Annotated in this window: 21 protein-coding genes; 10 read left to right on the top strand and 11 right to left on the bottom strand. The window is 66.5% G+C overall.

What is annotated here, in order from left to right; genetic code table 11:
* Positions 1-41: 41 nt before the first annotated feature.
* The 5 genes from ACQE3C_RS09820 to ACQE3C_RS09800 form a co-directional block, all read right to left on the bottom strand.
* Positions 42-1,958 carry a heavy metal translocating P-type ATPase gene (locus ACQE3C_RS09820; protein ID WP_434539003.1) on the bottom strand — a complete coding sequence of 639 codons (1,917 nt, stop codon included), beginning with the start codon at positions 1,956-1,958 and terminating at the stop codon, positions 42-44.
* A 65-nt stretch (positions 1,959-2,023) separates the two neighbouring features.
* Positions 2,024-2,440, bottom strand: a complete 417-nt coding sequence (locus ACQE3C_RS09815) for an ArsR/SmtB family transcription factor (RefSeq protein WP_434539002.1) — start codon at positions 2,438-2,440, stop codon at positions 2,024-2,026.
* A 102-nt stretch (positions 2,441-2,542) separates the two neighbouring features.
* Positions 2,543-2,866, bottom strand: coding sequence for a hypothetical protein (locus ACQE3C_RS09810; protein ID WP_434539001.1), 324 nt, complete (start codon positions 2,864-2,866; stop codon positions 2,543-2,545).
* Between the two features lie 99 nt (positions 2,867-2,965).
* Complete coding sequence (locus tag ACQE3C_RS09805; RefSeq protein WP_434539000.1) at positions 2,966-4,429, bottom strand: multicopper oxidase family protein; 1,464 nt, start codon at positions 4,427-4,429, stop codon at positions 2,966-2,968.
* Positions 4,430-4,514: 85 nt separating this feature from the next.
* On the bottom strand, positions 4,515-4,658 hold the full coding sequence (locus ACQE3C_RS09800) for a hypothetical protein (protein ID WP_434538999.1): 144 nt from the start codon (positions 4,656-4,658) through the stop codon (positions 4,515-4,517).
* A 152-nt stretch (positions 4,659-4,810) separates the two neighbouring features.
* Here ACQE3C_RS09800 and ACQE3C_RS09795 point away from each other — a divergent pair, with 152 nt between their 5' ends.
* From ACQE3C_RS09795 to ACQE3C_RS09765, 7 genes are all read left to right on the top strand, one after another.
* Positions 4,811-5,521 carry a response regulator transcription factor gene (locus tag ACQE3C_RS09795; RefSeq protein ID WP_370590192.1) on the top strand — a complete coding sequence of 237 codons (711 nt, stop codon included), beginning with the start codon at positions 4,811-4,813 and terminating at the stop codon, positions 5,519-5,521.
* 16 nt (positions 5,522-5,537) lie between these two features.
* The gene (locus tag ACQE3C_RS09790; RefSeq protein WP_434538998.1) at positions 5,538-6,629 is read left to right on the top strand and encodes a sensor histidine kinase; all 1,092 of its coding nucleotides are present in this window, start codon (positions 5,538-5,540) and stop codon (positions 6,627-6,629) included.
* Between the two features lie 51 nt (positions 6,630-6,680).
* Positions 6,681-7,856: a DEAD/DEAH box helicase family protein gene (locus ACQE3C_RS09785; RefSeq protein ID WP_434538997.1), complete on the top strand. Its 1,176-nt coding sequence runs from the start codon at positions 6,681-6,683 to the stop codon at positions 7,854-7,856.
* The gene (locus ACQE3C_RS09780; protein WP_207473537.1) at positions 7,757-8,602 is read left to right on the top strand and encodes a hypothetical protein; all 846 of its coding nucleotides are present in this window, start codon (positions 7,757-7,759) and stop codon (positions 8,600-8,602) included. Before ACQE3C_RS09785 ends, ACQE3C_RS09780 begins: the two co-directional genes overlap by 100 nt.
* Positions 8,577-9,287, top strand: coding sequence for a hypothetical protein (locus ACQE3C_RS09775; RefSeq protein WP_434538996.1), 711 nt, complete (start codon positions 8,577-8,579; stop codon positions 9,285-9,287). The genes ACQE3C_RS09780 and ACQE3C_RS09775 overlap by 26 nt, the downstream gene beginning before the upstream one ends.
* A complete protein-coding gene (locus ACQE3C_RS09770) occupies positions 9,277-10,485 on the top strand; it encodes a homing endonuclease associated repeat-containing protein (protein ID WP_207473541.1) in 1,209 nt (402 codons plus the stop codon). The genes ACQE3C_RS09775 and ACQE3C_RS09770 overlap by 11 nt, the downstream gene beginning before the upstream one ends.
* 228 nt (positions 10,486-10,713) lie before the next feature.
* Complete coding sequence (locus ACQE3C_RS09765; RefSeq protein ID WP_434538995.1) at positions 10,714-11,373, top strand: transcriptional regulator; 660 nt, start codon at positions 10,714-10,716, stop codon at positions 11,371-11,373.
* Here the strand turns inward: ACQE3C_RS09765 and ACQE3C_RS09760 are convergent.
* Positions 11,354-11,992 carry an HAD family hydrolase gene (locus ACQE3C_RS09760; RefSeq protein ID WP_434538994.1) on the bottom strand — a complete coding sequence of 213 codons (639 nt, stop codon included), beginning with the start codon at positions 11,990-11,992 and terminating at the stop codon, positions 11,354-11,356. The two genes, ACQE3C_RS09765 and ACQE3C_RS09760, sit on opposite strands and share 20 nt — an antisense overlap.
* 80 nt (positions 11,993-12,072) lie before the next feature.
* The gene (locus ACQE3C_RS09755; protein WP_434538993.1) at positions 12,073-12,756 is read right to left on the bottom strand and encodes a low molecular weight phosphatase family protein; all 684 of its coding nucleotides are present in this window, start codon (positions 12,754-12,756) and stop codon (positions 12,073-12,075) included.
* Between the two features lie 206 nt (positions 12,757-12,962).
* Here ACQE3C_RS09755 and ACQE3C_RS09750 point away from each other — a divergent pair, with 206 nt between their 5' ends.
* Both ACQE3C_RS09750 and ACQE3C_RS09745 read left to right on the top strand, forming a co-directional pair.
* A complete protein-coding gene (locus ACQE3C_RS09750; protein WP_434538992.1) occupies positions 12,963-13,613 on the top strand; it encodes a DUF3105 domain-containing protein in 651 nt (216 codons plus the stop codon).
* Position 13,614: 1 nt separating this feature from the next.
* Positions 13,615-14,307 (top strand): DUF305 domain-containing protein, encoded by a 693-nt coding sequence (locus ACQE3C_RS09745; RefSeq protein WP_434538991.1) that lies wholly within the window; start codon positions 13,615-13,617, stop codon positions 14,305-14,307.
* Positions 14,308-14,408: 101 nt separating this feature from the next.
* Here ACQE3C_RS09745 and ACQE3C_RS09740 read toward each other — a convergent pair whose 3' ends face one another.
* The 3 genes from ACQE3C_RS09740 to ACQE3C_RS09730 are packed head-to-tail and all read right to left on the bottom strand — an operon-like array spanning position 14,409 to position 19,795.
* On the bottom strand, positions 14,409-16,733 hold the full coding sequence (locus ACQE3C_RS09740; protein ID WP_434538990.1) for an MMPL family transporter: 2,325 nt from the start codon (positions 16,731-16,733) through the stop codon (positions 14,409-14,411).
* A 32-nt stretch (positions 16,734-16,765) separates the two neighbouring features.
* Entirely contained in the window at positions 16,766-17,407 is a 642-nt protein-coding gene (locus tag ACQE3C_RS09735) for a TetR family transcriptional regulator (protein ID WP_434538989.1), read from the bottom strand.
* A 54-nt stretch (positions 17,408-17,461) separates the two neighbouring features.
* Positions 17,462-19,795, bottom strand: a complete 2,334-nt coding sequence (locus ACQE3C_RS09730) for an excinuclease ABC subunit UvrA (RefSeq protein ID WP_434538988.1) — start codon at positions 19,793-19,795, stop codon at positions 17,462-17,464.
* A 22-nt stretch (positions 19,796-19,817) separates the two neighbouring features.
* On the opposite strand from ACQE3C_RS09730, the gene ACQE3C_RS09725 reads away from it, so the two are divergent.
* The gene (locus tag ACQE3C_RS09725; RefSeq protein WP_434538987.1) at positions 19,818-20,480 is read left to right on the top strand and encodes an alpha/beta fold hydrolase; all 663 of its coding nucleotides are present in this window, start codon (positions 19,818-19,820) and stop codon (positions 20,478-20,480) included.
* Between the two features lie 73 nt (positions 20,481-20,553).
* Here the strand turns inward: ACQE3C_RS09725 and ACQE3C_RS09720 are convergent, their stop codons facing one another.
* Positions 20,554-22,155: a deoxyguanosinetriphosphate triphosphohydrolase family protein gene (locus ACQE3C_RS09720; protein ID WP_434538986.1), complete on the bottom strand. Its 1,602-nt coding sequence runs from the start codon at positions 22,153-22,155 to the stop codon at positions 20,554-20,556.
* Positions 22,156-22,483 lie beyond the last annotated feature (328 nt).

Genomic DNA, 22,483 nt, shown 5'->3' with positions numbered 1-22,483 from the left:
AGTCGCGACCCGGCGTCTGATCAGTGGGTCTGTGTCCTCGCTCATGCGGGGATCATCTCTCGGTGTGTCTGGAGTTCGGGTGCTGCGATCTGGGGCAGGGCGACGGCGCGTCCGGCGCGGATACCGTTGCCGATCACGAGTACTTCAGCGACTTCGTGGACGAGCACCACGGCCGCCAGCCCCAGCACTCCGAACAGCCCCAACGGGATCAGGAAGCTGATCAGTGCGAGCGAGAGGATCACGTTTTGAAGCATGATCCGGCGGGTCCGGCGCGCGTGGTCGAGGGCATGCGGCACGAGCCGCAGGTCGTCGCCCATGAGGGCGATGTCAGCGGTCTCGATGGCCACGTCGGTGCCCATCGCCCCCATCGCCACGCCGAGGTCGGCGGTGGCAAGTGCGGGGGCGTCGTTGACGCCGTCGCCGACCATCGCAGTGGACCGCCCGCGCCTGCGGAGTTGGTCGATGATCGCCGACTTGTCCTCGGGGCGCAGGTTTGCATATACCTCGCTGATCCCGGCCTCCCGGGCGATCGCGCGGGCGGTGGCGTCATTGTCCCCGGTGAGCATGACGATTCTGTATCCGGCGGCCTGGAGGTGCGCGATGGCCTCGGGCGCTTCGGGGCGGAGTTCGTCCCGGACGGCGACCACGCCTACTGGGGCGCCATCCACTTCCACGATGACGGCGGTGGCACCCGCTCCCTGCATCCGAGTCACCTCGGGGGCGAGTGGGCCGGCATCGATCCAGCCAGGACGCCCGAGTCGCAGTGTGCGCCCGTCGAGGCTGCCCGCAAGTCCCGATCCCACCTCGGCGGTCACGCCGTCGGCCGGGCGCACGTCGTCGACCTCGGCAAGGATCGCCCTGGCCAGGGGATGTTCGCTGCGGGCCTCCAGCGAGGCAGCCAGGCCGATCACCTCGGCGGCGGAGTATCCGTCGGCGGAGAACACCTCGACCACGGCCGGGCGGTTGCGGGTGAGGGTGCCGGTCTTGTCCACCGCGATGGTGCGGACCTTACCGAGCGTCTCCAACGCGGCGCCCCCCTTGATCAGGATCCCACGACGGCTCGCAGCGCCGATGGACGCCACCGCTGTCACAGGAACTGAGATGGCCAACGCACAGGGTGAGGCCGCGACGACCATCACCAGGGCGCGCTGGAGCCACACAGCGGGCTCACCGAGCAGGAAGCCAACAACGACGGTGAGGGCGGCGACGATGAGGATGCCCGGCACCAGTGGCTTGGCGATGCTGTCTGCCAGTCGTTGGGTGGCACCCTTGCGGGATTGTTCGGCCTCGACGATGTGCACGATGCGGGCAAGGGAGTTGTCTGAGGCCGTCGCGGTCACGGCCACTTCGAGAACGCCTGATCCGTTGATCGAACCGGCGAATACCTGATCGCCTGGTCCGGCCTCGACGGGCATTGATTCGCCGGTGATGGCTGAGGTGTCCAGGGCCGTCCTGCCGGCCACGATGTCACCGTCGGTGGCCACCCGTTCGCCGGGTCGCACCACCATCAGGTCCCCGACCCGCAGGTCATCGGGGCTGAGCACCACATCGCGATCGTCGCGTCGGACGGTCGCCTCTCGCGGCACCAGATCCAGCAGCGCCCGCAACCCGTGACGGGTCCTGGTCAGTGAATAGTCCTCCAGGCCCTCTGCCAGCGAGAACAGGAAGGCCAGCATCGCGGCCTCCTGGATCTGGCCGAGGGCGGTGGCACCGAGGGCACCGATCGTCATGAGTAGACCGACCCCAAGTTTGCCGCGGGCCAGCCGCTTGAGGGCTCCGGGGACGAACGTCGACGCCCCCACGAGGAGCGCGGCGGCGCTGAACACCAGCTCGGTTGCCTCCCACCCCCACAGCCCCGAGACGAAGCCTGCCAGCAACAACCCAGCCGAGGCGAGCCCGAACTGAATGTCGCGGACCTGCCACACGCGCATCACCGCGTTGTCATCCTCGGCGGCCAAGCCCGCTGGTGCTTCGCATCCGCACGCGCTGTCAACGTTCTCGGGTGCTCCGAGGTCGCGTCCGCTCATCGCCGCCGAGCCTTCGTCTGATGTGTCTTCAACTGCTCCGGGCTGGGGTTCGTGGTGGTGCCGATGCCATAGTTCGGACACAGCGCCACCGCCTGCCCTGTCGACTCAAGCAGCCGCTCCACGGCCGCCAGCACAGCCAACAACTCCGGCGCCCCCACCAGCGAGAACACCGACGCGCGGCCTTCAGGCCGCGACTCCACCAGCCCGCACTCACGCAGGCAGGCCAGGTGGGCACTCACCGTCGACTGCGCCAACCCGAGGTGCTCGGTCAGATCACGAACCCTGTGCTCGCCCAACGTCAGGTGCTGGAGGATCGCCAGTCGGGACGGATCGGACAGTCCATGGAAGAAGGCCGCAGCCACCGACAGATCCTCGAGCGAAGTGACATCGCCCAGCGTCTTTGTCATCGTCATGACCCGATGCTAGCAGCCGCCGGGGGGCGCGATGTCGGGATGGGCGTTTCACCGCAGAAGCTGCCGCCGACCACGATGTCGGCGGCAGCGGGACGGGATGAGTCAGTGGCCCTGGCCGGCGCGGCCGGAGTGGTTCATGAACATCATCATCACGGCCATCATGGCCATGCACGCCAGGGCGTAGAGGATGACGCCCCCGCCAGCAGCGCCGGTGACCAGCAAGTACCCCACGATCGCCAGCATCGGCGCACACATCAGCAGATGCATCCACCACTTGTGTCCGGCGTGCGATGCGTGCTGGGTGGCGGGGCCCTTCGGGCCAGGGACAGCGTCGGGTCGCCCCCAGGAGGTGGTCATACCGCGCTCGTCGGGGAAGCTGTCGGTGTCCCGCTGGGTGTGGTCCTGCTGGTGCGTGTGGTGGGTCATGGTTGCTCCCGGGCAGATCGGATGAAGTACTTCAACGATGTCGGCCGGGGATTGATGTCTGGCGTAGTCACGGTCTGGTATTCGTCAAGAATCGTGACCTCAATCGACGTAGTTCAAGGCGATCATCATGCCCGCCTCGGCGTGGTAGATGTTGTGACAATGCACGGCCCAGGACCCAGCGTTGTCTGCGTCCAATTCGATGGGCATCGACTGCATCGGCGCGAGCAGAACCGTGTCCTTCCGCAGGCCAGACGGCAAGGCGAACGTATGGCCGTGCAGGTGCAGCGGATGGGTCATCATCGTCATGTTCGTGACATCGAGCCGCAAGCGTTCGCCGGCCTTGACGGTCACCGGCTCGTTCTCGCCGAAGCGGGCACCGTTGATGCCCCACTGGTAAGGCCTCATCGAACCCTGCAGGGTCAGGTTGGCCTTGGCATCCACCGCGCGGCTGGGCAGGGTGGACGACTCGTGTGGCTTCAGTTCCGACCCGGTCAGCACCTGACCCGCAAGTTCGGACGGGGACACATCCGCGGCAGGAGCGGCGCCGGAGCCGGTCTTGACCAGCGCCATCGCCTGCCCACCCGACGTCTTGCCGAACGGTCGCGCGACCAGCGGGAACACCCCATCACCCAGGGTCACGACCGCGTCGTAACGCTCGCCCATGCCGATGTAGAACGCGCCCACCTCCTGCGGGACGACCGCGAAGCCATCGGTGTGGGTGATGGTCATCCGGTGACCACCCAGAGCCACGGTAAAGATGGTGTCCGAGGCGGCGTTGATGATCCGCAGGCGGATGCGCTGGCCCGGCTTGCCCGCAAAGGCGTGAGGCGCACTGGGCACCCTGCCATTGATGAGGAAGTGGGGGTAGGTCACGTCACCGGCGTCACCCCACGGTTGTTCACCTTGCCCCCCATGGCCGTCGTGGTCCATCCCGCCCATGCCACGGGTGGTTGGTCCGCCGTCGGCAATCAGCTTCGCGAGCACATCGTCCGGCGTGCTTCCGGTGCCGTCAACCCAGTCGTCCAGCACCAGGATCCACTCGTCGTCGTAGGCGCCGGGTTCGGCCGGGTCGTCGATCACCAGTGGGGCGTACAGGCCGCGGTCGAGCTGGACGCCGACGTGCGGATGGAAGAAGTACGTGCCCGGGTCGGGGGCGGTGAATTCGTAGACGTACTTCTGTCCGGTGGCGATCGGGTCCTGCGTCATTCCGGGCACACCATCGGCGCGGTTGTTCAACCGGATGCCGTGCCAGTGGATCGAGGTGTCCGCCGGTAGTTGGTTGTCCAGGGTCACGCGCAGGAAGTCACCCGCAGTGGCGCGCACGACGGGCCCTGGAGCAGAGTCGCCGTACGCCCAGGTCGGCACGGTCGGGCCGCCCAGGTCGAGGCTCACTGGCCGGGCAACGAGACTCTGCTCGACGACTCGTTGGCCCGGGGTGGGCGACGGTGTCGACACGGCGACGCTGGAGCTGGCGGAGGTGGTGGTGTCGCTGCAGGCTGCCAGAATTGCGGCGCCGATCCCGAGGCCTCCGAAGAGGGCGGTGCGGCGGGCTATGCGGGTCATGGTGGCCTTTCATGGGGGTCGTCTACAAGATTTCGAGCCTGCGTCACACTCGTCCGGATGCGGTGTCGAGCGTGTCAGGATGTGGTCAAGAACCGTCCCGCTGCGAGTTGCCAGGTTGATCGTCGCGACTGGTGGGGGCAGCGCTGAACAGGGCAACGATGCCGAGTGTGATGACCACCCAGAAGCTGAGGGTTCCGAGCATCATCAACAGCCACATGGTCCAGTGCACCTGGGCCTCCCCTCCACGGTCCCGTCCTGTGTCCCACCATCCCCGAGCCGGCAGGCACATCCCGTCTCGGGCCGGTTCAGGTTGGGTCAAGAAGCAGTGCCGCCGCTGGTCCGCACGCTCGACGGCCGGACGGAAGAGCCATACTGGCCAGCATGATGACCGATGGTTCGGCGACCACCACCGTGATGGTCGTGGAAGACGAGCGAGCCCTCGCCGGGGTGGTGGCGTCCTACCTGGAGCGGGCGGGTCACCGCGTCAGCACCGTGCACAACGGGCTGGAGGCCGTCGCCCGTGCCCGTGAGGAGGGTCCCGACGTCATCATCCTCGACCTTGGCCTGCCAGAACTGGACGGTATCGAGGTCTGCCGGCGCATCCGCACCTTCTCGGACTGCTACATCCTGATGCTCACCGCGCGCGGTGACGAGGTTGATCGGCTGGTGGGGCTGTCAGTGGGCGCCGACGACTACCTGACCAAGCCCTTCAGCAACCGCGAGCTGGTGGCGCGCGTCCAGGCCGTGCTGCGACGTCCACGCCGACCCGCCGTCCCCGACTCCATCGAGGGGGAGCGGGTCTTCGGCGACCTTCGCATTGACCCGGCCGGGCGAGAGGTCTGGCTGGGCTCGGCCCCGGTCACCCTCACCCGCACCGAATTCGACATCCTCGACGTGGTCTCCTCCCAGCCCAGGCAGGCGCTGAGCAGACGCCAAATTATCGATGTGGTGTGGGACCCCGCCTGGGTCGGGGACGAACACGTGGTGGACGTCCACGTCGCCAACCTGCGCAAGAAGCTGCACGAGGACCCGAACGAACCGCGCTACCTCACCACGATCCGGGGAGTCGGCTACCGGATGGGCAAGGGCTGAGATGTCGCCGGTTGGGATGACCTCGTGGCGCCTCGGTACTCGACTGTTCGTGGCCCAGGCCATCGTCCTGCTGGCCATCGTGGTCACCGCTGGACTGGTCGCGGCGATCGTGGGGCCGCCCCTGTTCCACGACCACCTGGTGCAGGCCGGTTTCCCGGAGCACTCGGTCGAAATCCTCCACATGGAGCGGGCCTTCACCGACGCGAGCACCATTGCGCTCGGGGCGGGCCTACTGGTGGCCCTCGGATGCGCCCTGGTCGTCGTGTGGTTCCTGACCAAGCGGATCGGGCAGCCGGTGCAACGCCTGACCGAAGCCGCCGGACGGATCGCCCGCGGCGATTACAGCACGCGGGTCACCGATGCCCGTGGCGGACCGGAGTTGGTCTTGCTGGGGGAGTCGTTCAACGTGATGTCCGACCGGCTGGGGAATGTCGAGACCACCCGGCGTCGCCTGCTCTCCGACCTCGCGCACGAGATGCGCACACCGATCGCCACGCTGAACGCGCATCTGGAGGGCCTCGCCGACGGTGTCATCGCCTGGGACGAGCAGACGCGCATCATTCTGGAGCAACAGGCCGAGCGGCTGACCAGACTCTCCCGCGACCTCGACGAGGTGTCCCGGGCCGAAGAGGGACGCATGCTCCTGGAGGTGGGCGACCACCGCTTGCCGGACCTGGTCGCAGCCTCAGTGGGCCAGGTACAGCAGGCCTACGCGGCCAAGGGGGTCCAGCTGACTGGCACCGCTGAGGAGGCGATGGTGCGCGCCGACCCGCAGCGGGTGGCGCAGATCCTGGGCAACCTGCTGGCCAATGCGCTGCGGCACACACCGCCCGGTGGATCGGTGACCGTGGCGGGTGCGGCTTCCCCGGACTCGGTGACGATCACCGTGGCCGACACCGGTCAGGGCATCACCGCCGAGCAATTGCACCATGTCTTCGAACGTTTCTATCGCGGGGACGCCGCCCGTGAGGCCGACCAGGGCGGCTCGGGCATCGGGCTGACGGTGGCCCGAGCACTGGCCGAAGCCCATGGTGGTTCGCTCACGGCGACCAGTGCCGGCAGGGGGATGGGCGCCACGTTCGTCCTGCGGCTGCCCCGCCGCGCGTGACCGGGTCGGCACTATGGTGAGCCCAAGACCCCACCCCTCAGGAGCCACCCAGTGACGACGGTCCATGACGTGATCGAGGCGTTCGACGCCGCCCGCTCCCAGTCCGAGCGCGGCACCCGCTTCGAGGAACTGATGGTCAAGTACTTCACCCTTGACCCCACGCTGGCCTCCCGCTACACGAACGTGGCGCGCTGGGGCGACTGGACTCACCGGGGAACCTCCCCCGACGTCGGCATCGACCTGGTCGCCCAGGACCGTGAGACCGGCGACTGGACGGCGATCCAGTGCAAGTTCTACGCACCCACCCACTCGCTGCAGAAGCAGGACATCGACTCGTTCTTCACCGCCTCGGGCCGCAGTTGGAACGGCGTAGGGTTCACCAACAGGGTGATCATCTCGACCACCGACAAGTGGTCGAAGCACGCTGAGAGCGCGCTGGACGACCAGGGCATCCCGGTGCAACGCATCGGTCTGGCCGACATCGCCGAATCGCCCATCGACTGGTCCTTGGCCGACCCCAAGCAGTTGGTGGTCCGCCTGGAGCGTGCGCGCAAGTACTCCACACGCCCCCACCAGGACGAGGCCATCGCCGCGATCCGGGCCGGTCTGCAGGCCCGCGACCGGGGGCAGTGGATCTCGGCGTGCGGCACCGGCAAGACGTTCACCTCGTTGAAGCTGGCCGAGCAGATGGCCGCCACCAACGGCGGGTCGCTGCGGGTGCTGTTCCTGGCCCCCTCGATCCAGCTGGTGGCCCAGACGCTGCGGGAGTGGACTGCCCAGACCCATCTCGACCTGCGGGCGTTCGTGGTCTGTTCGGACTCCAAGGCGTCCCGCGCAGCCGAGGACATCAGCCCCCATGACGTGCCGCTGCCCGCAACCACCGACTCCCAGGAACTCCACGATCGCCTGATTACCGCACGTCGGTCGGCGGGGCTCAGCGTGGTGTTCTCCACCTACCAGTCCATCGATGTGGTGTCCCGGGCACAGCAACTGGGGGCCGGTGAGTTCGACCTGATCCTGTGTGACGAGGCGCACCGGACCACCGGTGTCACCCTGGCCGGTGCCGACGAGTCGTCGTTCGTCCGGGTGCATGACAACAGCTTCCTGGCCGGCACCAGCCGGAGGAGATGGGCAAGAAAGAGAAGCTGTGGTTCGAGGCTCTTGGGGAGGGTGAAGATCAGGCCACGCTCTGGCTCTTCAAACAAGTGCGCGACGAGGGTGGCCTGATTCGAGGTGAGGACTGGGCCGAAGGTCTGGTCCACGTTCTCGCCCAGCTGCTCGGAATCCGTTCCGCGTGCGTGGCATTGGCAGAGCGCGTCGGCGGACGCGGGGTGCTGGTACGCAACATCCTCGACGACGGAGAGTCCCTGGCCCACGGCAATGAGTTGATGGCAGTGGCAGTTGAGGGGTATGACTCCGCGAAGCTTCGGCTGAACAGCCAGTACACGTTGCCGAACATTCGCCAAGGGCTCTCGGGTTATCGAGGTGGCGACGACCGCCGGACAGCTTTCGATGAGCTAGCTGGCTACCTGATGCTTGATGCGCTGGTCGCTGGACGGGACAGGCACCACACGAACTGGGCCGTGAAACTCTCGGTGGACGGGCCTGGACGGCTGGCACCTTCATTCGACCACGGCAACGCGCTGGGGTTCGCGGAGCCCGAGGCGCATGTCGTTGCGTTGCTGACCGATGAAGCCCGTCTCGCGAGCTGGGTGAGGCGCGGCAAGAGTCAGCACATGCCAGCGCGTCCCACGCTTGTCTCTGTGGCGGTCGACGCACTCCGCGCGGCAGGCCCCTCAGCCAGCCTCGATCTCATGGAACGACTCGAGGACGTATCGTTGGAAACGTTCGGCGAAGCGGTTGAGGCAATGCCATTGCACATAATGTCAGAGGCGCACCGTAGGTTCTCGGTCAGGATTGTGGAGACGAACAGGAGGAGGTTGCTCGATGAGTTTGCACGTCGCCCCCAGTAGGCTGCGGTCGCAGAGAAGCGTTCGCCGTCTGCGGCTGATCTGGAAGCATCCGCTGACTCGCGGCTACCACCACGTGGGCAACTTTGACTGGTTGAAGGACAAGAGCTATGCCTTCAGCTACGTCACTGATGCAGACCAGATCGAAGGATTCTCGCCACTCATCCAGTTCCCAGACGTCCATCACGCCTACGCCTCCGACGGTTTGCCAGCGTTCTTTGCGAACCGGGTGATGTCCAGGCAGAGGGAGTCCTACGGCCAGTACCTTGCATGGCTGGGACTCGGCGATCAGGCCCCGCCGATCGAAGTATTGGCGCGTACCGGCGGAGGCCGCGCCACTGACACCTTCCATCTGGTCGAAGACTTCAGTCCCGATCAGGGAGTGGCGTCCGGTCGTTTCTTCGTCTCCGGTATCCAGCACCAGACTCAAGGTGAAGACATCGCGCGATTCCTCAGGCCAGGCACCGAACTCCAGCCGCGGGATGAACCCACCAACCCCTACAACGACCGCGCCATCATTCTGGATGCCGAGGGCAAGCCACTGGGTTGGATTCCGGATTGGCTGGTCAACGATGTCCACCGGCTGCGTGGGGCTGGCACTGTCCGCGTCACCGTCGAGCAGGTGAACCCGGACGCCCCGGCACGGTTGAGGCTGCTATGCCGACTCGAGGCGACCCTTGCTGAATGAGGACTGGGTGGGGATCGCGCCGACGTTTGGTCTGAGTCAGGATGACGTTGAACAAGCGCCGTCGATCGACGTTGCTCCCGCCCCCGAACATTTCGCAACCCCGCAAGACCTGGACGAGCAGGAGTGGCTGGACTGGTTCACCTCCCTCACGGGGCACCAACGAGGCGACCATCGAGACGACATCATCGTCAGCGGCATGCACGCGGGTCTTACCCTGCAAGCCCTCGGTGACTTGTATCGGGTGTCGAGAGAACGCATTCGCCAGATCGCCCAAGCAAAGGGCGTTGAGACCCGTGAGTTGCGAAAGCTCCAAAAGGAACAGCAGGAACGGCGTGCGCGGCGGTTGAACCGCCGGATCTACGGCACCTCGCTGACCTACCCCGAGTTGGACGTCCAGGAAATCGCTGAGTGGTGGGACACCGATGAAGCGACCGTGCGTGCCGCTTTGGAGCACCGTCTGGCCGTCCATGAGGTCAGGCCCTACGAGGGCGGGGGCCGTACCAGTGACGAAGACCTGCTGGCCGCATTGTCCGAGTGGGGACACCAGACATCGCGACCCATCGGCGACGACTTCACCGCCTGGGCCACACAGCGTGGGCTGCCAGGAAAGCAAACCATCCAGATCAGGTTCGGCAGTTGGAACACGGCGTTGGTGCTGGCCGGCCTCAGCCACCTGCTCAAGGACCGGGGCGGCCTGCGTCCGCAGGTGTCCGAAGAAACAATGTGGGCGTCGTTGCTGGAGTTTTTCCGTGACGACCTGCCCTCCTACTCGGCGCAGGCCTACGACGACTACGCACGCGACAAGGATCTTCCCTCGCTGGCGGCTCTGAGGATCCGGCTGGGCACGTGGAACGAGATGAAGCTGCGCACCAAGAAGCTGCTGCGCTACGCCGCGGAGCCGGACGGCTCCTGGGAGTGGGCAGAGCAGGTGCTGGCGATATCACCGCAGGATGAGCCGCGGAACATCGTCACCCAGCAGGAGTGTCTTGATGCTCTGAGGCGCGTGGCAGAAATGTCACGCGGGCCGCTCACCGTCGCGTCGTATGAGGCAGCCAGGGACACCGATGCACCCGGCGCAAACCTCATCCAGTCACGGTGCGGGTCGTGGATCAAGGCCCTGCACCTGGCAGAACTTGATCATCGCATGTCCGGCAAGGCAGTGGGCAGAGTAGCTCGCGGCGAGGTCTCCTTCGACTGACTCCTGGCGTGACGCCACGCCGTGCATCGGGGGCTGTTCACACGTTGTCCACAGGGGTTGTCCACAGGTGGATAACTACACGGGTGTAACTCGCTCCCCACCGGGGTGACCCCCGCGCCCGGTAACGTTCCCACTCGTGCCAACACCCCGCTGACCAGCGCGGGGGTTGCCGGACGACGACGAGAACTGGGAGTGGCCATGACAAGCAACGTGACGCGTCGAGGTGCCATGAGTGCCGCCATCGGGCTGTCGAGCCTGGCCCTGCTGAGCGCCTGTGGACAGGACGAGACCACCACTGAGGCGCCGCCCACCACCGCCACCGAGACCACCGCTGCGGAGGCCACTAGCGCCCAGTCCACTGCCCAGACCACGGCGAGCGAGACCTCGGAGCCTTCGGCCACCCTGTCCGAGGACGACAAGTCCCAGGCCCCAAGCCAGGCCAAGGAGGTCCCGATCAACAAGTTGCTCAAGGACACCGAGGTCGGGGACACGATCACCGTCATCTCGGCCATCCGCGGCGCGTCGTACCCGAGCGTGGCCGACAAGATCGCCGACGGTGCCGAGCTGGTGCTGCTGCAGGTCAAGATCGTCCCCAGCGGTGACTTCGGTGGCCTGGTCGCTCCCGGCAACTTCCGCCTGAGCAAGGCCGATGGCAGCGAGGAGCGCTACAACTCGAAGGTCGAGGACGACATGGCCGCCGACGGCAAGCCCGTCCTGGACGCCCCGCGCCGCGAGGGCGAGGCCACCGGCTGGATCGCCTACCTGCTCGACGAGGACGAGAAGCTCGACACCTACGAGGGCACCTACACCCGCAACGAGGCCAAGGTCATCGGCCAGGACAAGACCCTGGCCGAGTTCAAGGGCACCTTCACGATTCCGGCTGCCTGAGCCCGAGCAGGGGCCGCAACTGGTCGAGGGTCTCGACCGAGTGCTCGGCGTCGTCGTCCACCGGGGCGGCTGCCGACTCGAGGACCGCCGCATCGATGCCGGCTGCATGGGCAGCTTCGGCATCGATCGGCCGGTCACCCACCCCCAGGCAGTCGGCGGGGGACAGGTCGTGGGCCTGCAGCATCGCCAAGTACATGGCCGGGTCCGGTTTGCGGGGGTGGCCGTCGCTGGTTGAGACCAGGTCATCGACCGGTAGGTCCAGGCCACCGATGAGGGCCATCGCGCTGTCCCGGTCGCGGTGGGTGACGACCAGGTTGAGCCCGCCGGCGGCGGCGATGTCGTCCATCAACTCGCGGGCCCCCGGCATCGCCGGGGCCGGGTAGGCCCGCCACAGGTCCTTGAGAGCGGCCTCGGCGGCCTCGAACTCGCCGACCGGGATGCCGAACCGGCGCGCCAGTTCATCGATGGCTGCCCCGGTCGAGCGCCGGGTCCAGGTCGCCACCTCGGCGGTGGTCACCTGCCCCCCGTGTTTGTGGACAACCCCGGCGAGGGTTTCGTCCAGCTGGGGATAGGTGTTGACCAGGGTGCCACCGAGGTCCCAGAACACGTGCCGGTACATGTGATCAGGGTAAACGGCCCGCCCGCTCCGCCGGGCAGCAGGTCGCGACGTCGACGCGACGATTGGCGCACGGTGGCGTGCTAGTGGGTCAGGTCGGTCAGTTCCGGTTCGCGGCCCTCGACCTGGGCATCGAGGACGGCGACGGCGCGGCGTTCGACCAGGATCGGGACGAAAGCAGGTGCCTTGGAGATCGGCAGGATCTCGGCGTGCACGTCGCGCACCACCTTGCGGACCTGTTCGCGGGTCAACCGGCCCTCGTAGCGGCGGGCCAGGTCGTCGGCCAGGTTCAGCATGATGTCGGTGTGCTCGCCCGGCTGGCCGCTGAGCTCGATGGCCAGGGCGAGGACCTGCCGGTTGATGTCGTCGCGGACCAGGCGCATCCGCTCGAGCCCCTCGATGCCGTGCTCGCTGGGTTCGGCGACTTTCCAGCGCTCGATCGGGTGCTTCATGCCCTCGACCGGGATCACCTGGGGGTCCTCGCCCAGCACGATCACACGATCGGCCTCGCGCAGCATGTCGTCGGTGAGCCGCTGGGGCGCATGGCCCTCCATCGAGGCGCCGATCTCGGCGACCGCCTCGGCCGAGAGGGCATTGATCACGGTGCCCGGGACGGTGCCGGCCGAGGTGGCATTCACCCGGTCGTGCAGCAGCTGGCGCAGCAGGGCGGCGGCCATCTGCGACTTGCCGGCGTTCTTCACGCAGACGAACAGGATGTGGGGGGCGTAGGGGCTGTGGGCGTCGGTGTCAGGGGTGTGCGTGTCCATCTCAAGTTCCTTCATGAGTGGGGTCAACCAACACCTCCAGACTGTCACTTTCGAGTGGTCCGTGGGTGCTTTCGTCTCGTCCGAAATTGTTGAATGTTTGACCAATCAGGGATGATGGATCATGGGTGGGGGAACGAAACCGTTTCCCCGCTCGTTCAGACAGGCAGACGACCCCCGGACCGGACCCGTCCGGCAGGAAGGAACCGATGAGCAACAAGCGACGCACGTCCGCGTCCAAGAAGACGTCGACCCCCGCCTCGAGCCGTGCCGCCAAGCTGGCGCAGATGCAGCGTGAGGCAAAGAAGGCTGATCGCCGCAGCTCGTCGATCCTGTGGGTGGTTGCGGCAGTCCTGGCCCTGGCGCTGATCGGTGGTGTGGTCTGGGCCGGTGTGTCGCGCAGCGGCACCCTCGATGCCGCGCTCGGTGAGGTGCAGGTCTACGAGGGGTTGAGCGCCAACCACGTCGAGACCGAGGTCGTCTACGAGCAGACCCCGCCGGTCGGTGGCGACCACCACGGCGTGTGGCAGAACTGCGGCGTGTACTCCGACCCGCTGAAGAACATGCATGCGGTCCATTCCCTCGAGCACGGGGCGGTGTGGATCACCTACAGCCCGTCCCTGCCGGCTGACCAGGTTGACCGGCTGAAGGCCTACGCCGAGAACGTGCCGTTCATGCTGATGTCGCCCTACACCGAAGACATGGGTTCGCCGATCGCGCTGAGCGCCTGGGGCCACCAGCTGAAGCTCGACAGCGTTGACGACACCAAGATCACCGCGTTCATCCGGGAGTACAAGCAGGGTCCGCAGACCCCCGAGCCCGGCGCTGCCTGCAGCGGTGGCACCAGTGAGGTGGCCTGAGATGAGCGAGAATCCTGAGCTTGACACCGTCGAGGGCGAGACGGTCGAGGCCCAGCCCAACGGACGACGCCCTTGGCTGGTGCCCCTGGTGATCGTCTCGGTGCTGGCCCTGGTGCTGGCGGGCTTCGGCGGCTACGCCGCAGGGCTGGCGCGCAATGCACCCCCCGCGGAGGACTCCGCCGATGTCGGCTTCCTGCGTGACATGTACGAGCACCACTCCCAGGCCGTGGAGATGTCGCTGATCTTCCGGGAGAAGTCGGAGAACCCCACCCTGCGGGCCATCGCCTACGACATCGCCACCAGCCAGGGCAACCAGATGGGCCAGATGGAAGGCATGCTGCGGGTCTGGGACTGGCGCCTGACCCGTGACGGTGAGCCCATGCAGTGGATGATGGCCGGTGGCCACGACCACGGCAGCGGTGCCAGCACTCGTCCGATGATCCAGGACAACGGCCTGATGGACGGCATGGCCAGCCCGGAACAGATGCAGCAGCTGCGCGATGCCACCGGGACCGAGGCCGAGCGGCTGTTCCTGACCCTGATGATCACCCACCACAAGGCGGGCATCGAGATGGCCAAGGCCGGTTCCGAGCTGGCCGACACCGACTTCGTCAAGGACCTGGCCACCAAGATGTACAACGGCCAGACCTCCGAGACCGAACTGCTCGAAAGCGAACTCGCCAAGCTCCCCTGAACCGCCGATGCGCAGGTTCCTGCCCGGAATCCCTGCTGGCAGGGATGGGTCCGGTCAGAAACCTGCGCAAACTCGGACGAGGCGCGGGGCGGACGGCCTGGTCAGGCCTCCGAGGCCGCGGGGGCGTCCTGCTTGGCCAGGCTGGCGCCCTCGACGTCGACATTGGGCAGGATCTTGTCCAGCCACTTCGGCAGCCACCAGGCCTTCTCACCCAGCAGGTGCATCAGGGCCGGGGTCAGCGTCATCCGCACCACGAAGGCGTCGATCAGCACACCGATGGCCAGGCCGAAGCCGATCGGACGAATCATCGCCAGCTCGGCGTGGATGAAGCCCGCGAACACGGCGGCCATGATCAACGCGGCGGCCGTGACCACCCGGCGCCCGTGGCGGAAGCCGGTGATCACCGCGGTGCGGGCGTCCTGGCCGTGGGCGTGCGCCTCACGCATGCCTGAGACCAGGAACATCTGGTAGTCCATGGCCAGGCCGAACAGCACACCGATCAGGATGGTCGGCAGGAAGCTCAGCAGGGCAGCGGGCTGGGTGACGCCGAACAGCGACCCGAGCCAGCCGTGCTGGTAGACCTGCACGACCGCCCCCATCGAGGCGCCGATCGACAGCAGGAAGCCGGCGGTCGCGATCAGCGGCACCAGGATCGAGCGGAAGACCAGCAGCAACAGCACCAGCGACAGGCCCACCACGACGACCAAGTACACCGGCAGCGCATCGGCCAGGGTCTGCGAGATGTCGATGTTGGCCACGGTCTGGCCGGTGATGCCCACGTCGACACCGGTCGCCTCCTTGATGGCGGACGCATCGTCGCGGATCGTGTGCACGAGGTCGACCGTCGACTGCGAGTTGGGGCCGTCGGTCGGCACGACCTGCCAGGCCGCGGTGCGACCGTCGTCCGAGATGCCGATCGGCACCACGTGCTGCACGCCCTCGATCGCCTTGAGCTGCTCACTGGTCTCGAGCTGCACCCCGGCCAGCTGCTGCTCGTTGAGGCCCTCGGGCAGCTTGCCGACGGCGACAATGGGGCCGTTCATGCCGGCACCGAACTTGTCGGCGGTGATCTGGTAGCTGCGGTACCCGGTCGAGTCGGCGGGCTCCGAGGCGCCGTCGGGCAGGCCGAGGCGCATGCCGGCGACCGGGATCGACATGACACCGAGCACCAGCAGGCACACCACGGTGGTGACGATGGGGTGGCGGGTGACGGTGCGGATCCAGCCGCGGGGCTCGGTGGGCTCGTCGTGGTCGGTCAGGTGCAGGCTGGTGTCGGTGGGCTCGCCCTGGGCGGTGAACCCGTGCTTGGTCCAGGTCTTGCGGCCGATCACCCGGTGGGCGATCAGCGACAGGATGGCCGGGGTCAGGGTGAGCGAGACCAGCACGGCCGCGAGCACGGTGCCGGCAGCCGCCAGGCCCATGATGCCCAGGAAGGGGATGCCGGTCAGGGTCAGCGCGGCCAGGGCGATGATTACCGTGAGGCCCGCGAACAGCACCGCATTGCCGGCGGTGCCGACGGCGCGCCCGACCGAGGCGCGCAGCTCCATGCCCTGCAGCAGCTGGATGCGGTGGCGGTTCAGGATGAACAGCGCGTAGTCGATGCCCACGGCCAGGCCGAGCATCAGGCCCAGCGCCGGGGTGATCGACTGCATGTCGACCCAGTGGCTGGCGGCCAGCGTGCCGGCGATGCCGACACCCACGCCGACCAGGGCGGTGAGCAGCGGCAGCCCGGCAGCCACCAGGCTGCCCAGCATCACGAGCAGGACGATGCCGGCGATGATCACACCGATCACCTCACCGGGGCCGATGATGCTGGCCACGTCCTGGGTGATGTCCTTGGAGTACTCGACCGTGATGCCCTGGCTGGTGAGCTGGTTGCCCACCTCCTGCAGCTGCTCGCGCTCCTCCAGCGGCACGTTCTGCGCCGGCAGGTCCCAGCGCACCTGGGTGATCGCGGTGGTGCCATCGGACGAGACGAAGCGCAGCCCGTTGATGACCGCAGCCTGCCGCATCAGGAACTGCGCCTGTTCGGGGCTGGAAGGCTGGATCGGCTTGCCGTCGGGGCCGATCCCGTCGAGCGTGGCCTGTGCCACGAACGGGTCCACCGCGTCCTTGACCCCGCTGACGGTGGTGAACTTCTCGATCGTCGCGGCGATCGCAGCCCGCTGGGCATCGGTGAACGGCTGGCCGTCGGAGGTCTGGAAGACGACCGGGGTGGTGCCGCCGGCGGCGTCGGGGAAGTTCTGCTCCAGGTCGTCGAGCACCGCCTGAAACTCGGCACCGGGGATGCTGAACTCGGTGGTGGTGGGCTTCTGCAGCGCGAGTGCGCCACCGGTGGCACCGGCGACGATCAGCACCCAGATGAGGATGACGAGCCAGGGACGCCGGGCGCTGGACGCGCCGAGGCGTTGGAGGAGTCGGGCCATGGATGTGCTCCTGGAGTGGTTGGGAAGGTGGTTCAGTGTGACGGCGGGCGTGACAAGCCCTCGGCGAGGTAGCCGAACGAGCGCGCGACGGTCTCGCGCAGTGAGGCGGACGCGGCCGCGAGAGCCGCGTCGTCCGAAGTGATGTCGTCGACGGGCAGCGACGAGAGCCAGTTCTCGATGGCAGCCTCGGCCACCCCGAGTACCGAGCTCGCCAGCGTGATCGCCCACAGCGGGTCGGCATCGGGCGTGCGGCGCATGAGCGCTGCAGTGACGGGGTCGGCGATCAGGCGCCACTGGGCCAAGTGGCTGCGGGTCAGGCGCTGGCTCGCGCGCACCAGCAGCATCACCCGCACCAGGTAGGGCGTCGTGGCGGGGCTGAAGACCTCGCTGAATGCGTGGGTGGCCAACGTCATGATGGGCACCTCGGCGGGGGAGTCCTCGACGAGGACGAGGGCGTCCTCGAGCGCCTGCTGCAGGGGGTCGGTGATGCACTCCTCGAGGCTGGGGAAGTAGTTGAAGAAGGTGCGCCTCGAGACCCCCGCGCGTTCGGCCACCGCATCGGCGGTGACCGCATCGAAACCGACCTCGTAGGACAGGTCGACCGCCGCCCGGGTGAGGGCGCGCCGGGTGTCCGCCTTCTGGCGGTCCCGCCGGCTGGGGGTGGTGCTGGTCACAAGTTGCACACTATGCATTCATTGCACACCGTGCAAATCGGGGGTCAGGACAGCTCAGGACACCCAGTCCCGCAGGTGCTGCGCGGTCAGTGTGTCCGAGGAGTCGACCATCTGCTGGGGGGTGCCCTCGAAGACGACCTGCCCACCGTCGTGACCTGCTCCCGGGCCGATGTCGATGATCCAGTCGGCCTGGGCGATCACCGCCAGGTTGTGCTCGATCACGATCGTCGAGTGGCCCTGGTCGACCAGCCGGTGCAGCATCGCCACCAGCCGTTCGGTGTCGGCCAGGTGCAGGCCGCTGGTGGGCTCGTCCAGGATGTAGGTGCCGGCGCTCGGCCCCATCGAGGCGGCCAGCTTCAACCGTTGCCGCTCACCGCCCGACAGGGTGGTCAGCGGCTGGCCGAGCTTCAGGTAGCCGAGCCCCACGTCGACCAGCCGGTCGATGATCTTCTTCGGCTTGGTCGCCGTGAACACGTCCTGGGCGCCGGAGACCGACAGTTCCAGCACGTCGGCGATGCTCAGGTCGTGCAGCCGGTACTGCAGCACCTCGGGCTTGAACCGCCGGCCCTCGCACTCCTCGCAGGGGGTGGTCACCCCGGCCATCATGGCCAGATCGGTGTAGATGACCCCCTGCCCGTTGCAGGCCGGGCAGCCACCCTCGGAGTTGGGGCTGAACAGGGCCGGCTTGACCCCGTTGGCCTTCGCGAACTCCGAGCGGATCGGGTCGAGCAGCCCGGTGTAGGTGGCCGGGTTCGATCGCCGTGACCCCTTGATGGCCGACTGGTCGACCACCAGTACCCCCTCGCGGCCGGCCAGCGACCCGTGCACCAGGGACGACTTGCCCGACCCGGCCACACCGGTGATCGCCACCAGCACCCCGGTGGGGATGTCGACGTCGATGTTGCGCAGGTTGTGGCTCGAGGCCCCGCGGACCTCATGGGCGCCGCTCGGTGTGCGGGGCTGGTCACGCAGCGTGACCCGCAGGTCGAGGTAGCGCCCGGTGAGCGTGTCGGAGGCCCGCAACCCGGCCAGGTCGCCGACGAAGGTCACCTGCCCACCGTCGGCACCGGCGCCGGGGCCGAGGTCGACCAGCTGGTCGGCCACCGCCATCACCTCCGGCTTGTGCTCGACCACCAGCACCGAGTTGCCCTTGTCGCGCAGCGCCAGCAGTAGCTGGTTCATCCGGGTCACGTCGTGCGGGTGCAGCCCGACGGTGGGTTCGTCGAAGACATAGGTGACATCGCTCAGCGAGCTGCCCAGGTGGCGGATCATCTTCACCCGCTGCGCCTCACCGCCCGACAGGGTGCCGGCCTCACGGTCGAGCGACAGGTAGCCCAGGCCGACGTCGATCATGGCCTGCAGGATGCCCTGCAGGGTGGCCACGACCGGCGCCACCGAGGCTTCGGTCAGCCCGGCCACCCAGTCGACCAGCTCGTTGACCTGCAGCCCGGACACCTCGGGCAGTGTTCGTCCGTGGACCCTCGCCGTGCGGGCGGTTTCGTTGAGCCGGGTACCGCCGCATTCGGGGCAGTCCTGGAAGCGCCCGGCCCGCTCGACGAAGGCGGCGATGTGGGGCTGCTTGATCTCGGTGTCGCGGTCGAAGAAGACCCGTCGGATCTTCGGGATCAGCCCCTCGTAGGTGGTCTTGATGCCGGTGCGCAGGGTGACCTTGACCGGGTCGGACCACAGGAAGTAGTCGCGTTCCTTCTTGGTGTAGTCCTTGATCTTCTTGTCCGGGTCGAGCTTGTCGGACTCGCCGTAATAGACCCAGTACCAGGTGCCGGTGGAGAAGTTCGGCGCCAGGATCGCACCCTCGTTGAGCGACTTCGACTCGTCCAGCACCTGGTCGAGGTCGATCTCGCTGACCCGGCCCATGCCGTCGCAGTGGGGGCACATGCCGCCCAGCGTCTTGTACTCCACCCGCTTGGCCTGGGCCGAGCCCTTCTGCACGGTCTGGGCACCGTGGCCGCTGGAGGTGGCGATGTTGAACGAGAAGGCGGTGGAAGGCCCGACGTGCGGCTCGGACAACCGACTGAACAGCAGCCGCAGCATCGAGTAGGCATCGGTGGCGGTGCCCACCGTCGAGCGGGGGTTGTTGCCCAGGCGTTCCTGGTCGACCACGATCGCCGCCGACAGGTTCTCGAGCACGTCCACGTCGGGACGGGCCTGGCTGCCCATGAACGACTGGACGAAGGCCGAGTAGGTTTCGTTGATCATCCGCTGGGCCTCGGCGGCGATCGTCCCGAACACCAGGGACGACTTGCCCGAGCCGGAGACCCCGGTGAAGACGATCATCCGTCGTTTGGGCAGGTCGAGGTCGACGTCACGAAGGTTGTTGACCCTCGCCCCGCGAACCTTGATCACGTCGTGACTGTCGGCGATGTGCACCGTCCCAGCCTAGGCTGTCAGCATGACCATGATCCTGATCGCCGGAATGTGGCTCGACGAACGCGCGTGGGGCCGGGTGGCCCCGGAACTGGAGCGCCTCGGCCACGACGTGGTCACCCCAGCGCTCCCCGGGGAGTCGTTCGCCGCCCAGGCCGGGGCCGTCATCGCCGCCGTGGACGCCGTCGACGAGCCGGTGGTCATCGTCGCCCACTCCGCCGCCTGCTCGCTGGGCTGGGTCGCCGCCGATGCCCGGCCGGACGCGGTCAGCCGGGTGGTCATGGTCGGTGGTTTCCCCGTGGACGACGGCGGGACCTACTTCGATGCGCTCGACCCGGTCGACGGCCTGGTGCACTGGCCCGGCTGGGAGGCCTTCGCGGGGCCCGACTCCGACGACATGGACGAGGCGGCCCGCGCGCTCATGGACTCCCACATGGCCCCGGTGTCCTCGGGGGTCACCCACGCGGTGGTGCACTTGTCGGACGAGCGCCGCTACGACGTGCCCGTCACCCTGGTCTGCCCCGAGTTCAGCGTCGAGGACGCCCGGGAGTGGATCGCCTCGGGCCAGTTGCCCGAGTTCGAGAAGGCCCACGCCCTCGACTTCGCCGACATCGACTCGGGGCACTGGCCGATGTACAGCAAGCCTGTCGAGTTCGCGGTTCTGCTGGGCGAGATCAGCGGCCGCTGAGATGGCCCTCAGGCGATCCGGAGGACCGCCTCGGAATCCGGTGCTTGGTTGGAGGTTGTGCTCACCTCAATTCTCAGCTGTTGAGCCAAGCGCTAGCAACCGTAGGCATTTCAAGCGAGCCATCCAATTGGGCGGCGAGGTGCGCAGCCTGTCCGTCTCGCAAGCTCGCAATATAGTCAAGCACGGCTATTGCCATCATTCCCTCGTCCGGGTTCTCAACGCCATCAATTTGCGCTTTGAAGTTGGAGCGGAGGCGGGCGGGGAGCCGTCCACTTGCTTTCCCATCTGCCAGTTTCGTCAACCATTTCGAAGCCAAGTTGAACAGGCCAAAAAAGAGCGAGTGCAGCTTGGTTTCTTGGCCTTCCTGCATGGCGGCAAGATTTACGCTGTCGATGACAAAGTAGCTGTTGATTCCCTTGAAAAACTCTGCAACGAGGACAGCTTCAGGCTTGATGTACAGCTGCACGCGCCCCGTGTTTGGGTCAAACCCCAACGTGGCTGCGCTAGATAGATATCTGATGACTTGGCTCGAGAACCTGCGAAGATCACCGAGCGCCTCTTCGGTCCCGTTGAAGTTGGATGTCCGCTTCAAGACCGGCGCGAACTTGAGAAGCTGTGAGAATGCTGCGTCGAATTCCTCGTCCATCACGTGAGTACGTGAGTCGACGCTCGAGCGTTCCTGGAATGCCTTAAGCTTTGCGCTGATATACTGCAAAGCTTCTTGAATTTCAGAGTCATCGACAAATTTAAAGTCGGTCTTGGACCAACCCTTCTCGGTGTTTCGGAGGTCTCGTGGGCAGCGTTCTAGTGCCAGCATGATCTGCCCGAGTGGGATTAGCCGGGCGCGATAGAAGTCGTCGATGTCGTGCACCGCGTAGCTAATGTCATCTGCCCAGTCCATGATCTCTGTCTCGACCCAGCGGTGGACCTTCACGGTGGTACCCTCGTCGTCGGCGACCGCCAGGACAAATCCCTGCTCAACGAGGCGCTCAAGAATGTAGCTCTCCTCTGGGTAGAAGCTCCATTTGTTGGCCAGTTTTGACAAACTCACAGGGTGGCCACCTTTGAGCCAAGGGTACTTGGCGATGCCGGCCAGGGTTCGCAACGTCAAATTGAGACCGACATTAAATTCGTCGCCTCGAAAACTCAAGCGGCTTACGACCCGCGTGGATTGCGCGTTCCCCTCAAATGACCGATCGGCGAGCCGGTGGCCGTCCGACATCGCCGGCGTGGAGCCCGGGTGATCAGCCTCGTCAGGCTCCCAAAACTCGATGTCGCGGATGGAATCAAGGAGACCTTGAAGGGCCTCTTCGCCGGCGTGCCCGAATGGCGGGTGCCCGATGTCGTGTGCCAATGCTGCTGCGTAACAATGGTCCGGGTCTACCCAATCGTCCAGTGCCACTTGCGAAAATGCGTCATCCTTCTCGGCGTTGAGCACCAGCATGCGCGCTAAAGTTGAGGCGACCTGCGCCACTTTGATCGAATGGCTCAGGCGATCGTGAAAATGGTAGTCGTCCTCGGGTGGAACAACCTGCGTGACTCCGGAGAGTCTGCGAAACTCCGGTGAGTAGAGGATTCGATCAACGTCGATCTGTGCGTCCGTTCGCCAAGCTTCTCGATTCCAATCGGAGATGGCCTTAAGGCGGACGGTTCCGTCCCTGAGTCTATCACTCACGATTCTTCTGGTATCCAGTTCCTGGGAGGCGATCGGAAATAATCGGCGCCTGATCTCCGGTTGTCGGGCTCACGAGAACCCTGATTGCCATTTGCCTCGCCTTGCGCTGTTCCTTCGCCTCGCTCTTCAGAACTGCTATCCCTGCGCGGGCCTTGGTGCGGGACCGGAGTTTCATGGGCGGACGTCGGAGAGTCGTTGTCATCACGCGTTCCTGTTCTGTTGGGGGAGGGACATTGGCATCATGGCACGAGCCTCTGACACTTCTGTGGATCCTGCTCGCGTCCTCTTCCCCAGTCTGGCCTTGGTGAGTCATTTCCCATGACTCATC

The sequence above is a fragment of the Aestuariimicrobium sp. Y1814 genome, assembly GCF_050113895.1.
Classification (GTDB): Bacteria; Actinomycetota; Actinomycetes; order Propionibacteriales; family Propionibacteriaceae; genus Aestuariimicrobium.
This window is presented reverse-complemented; position numbering and strand designations above follow the sequence as displayed.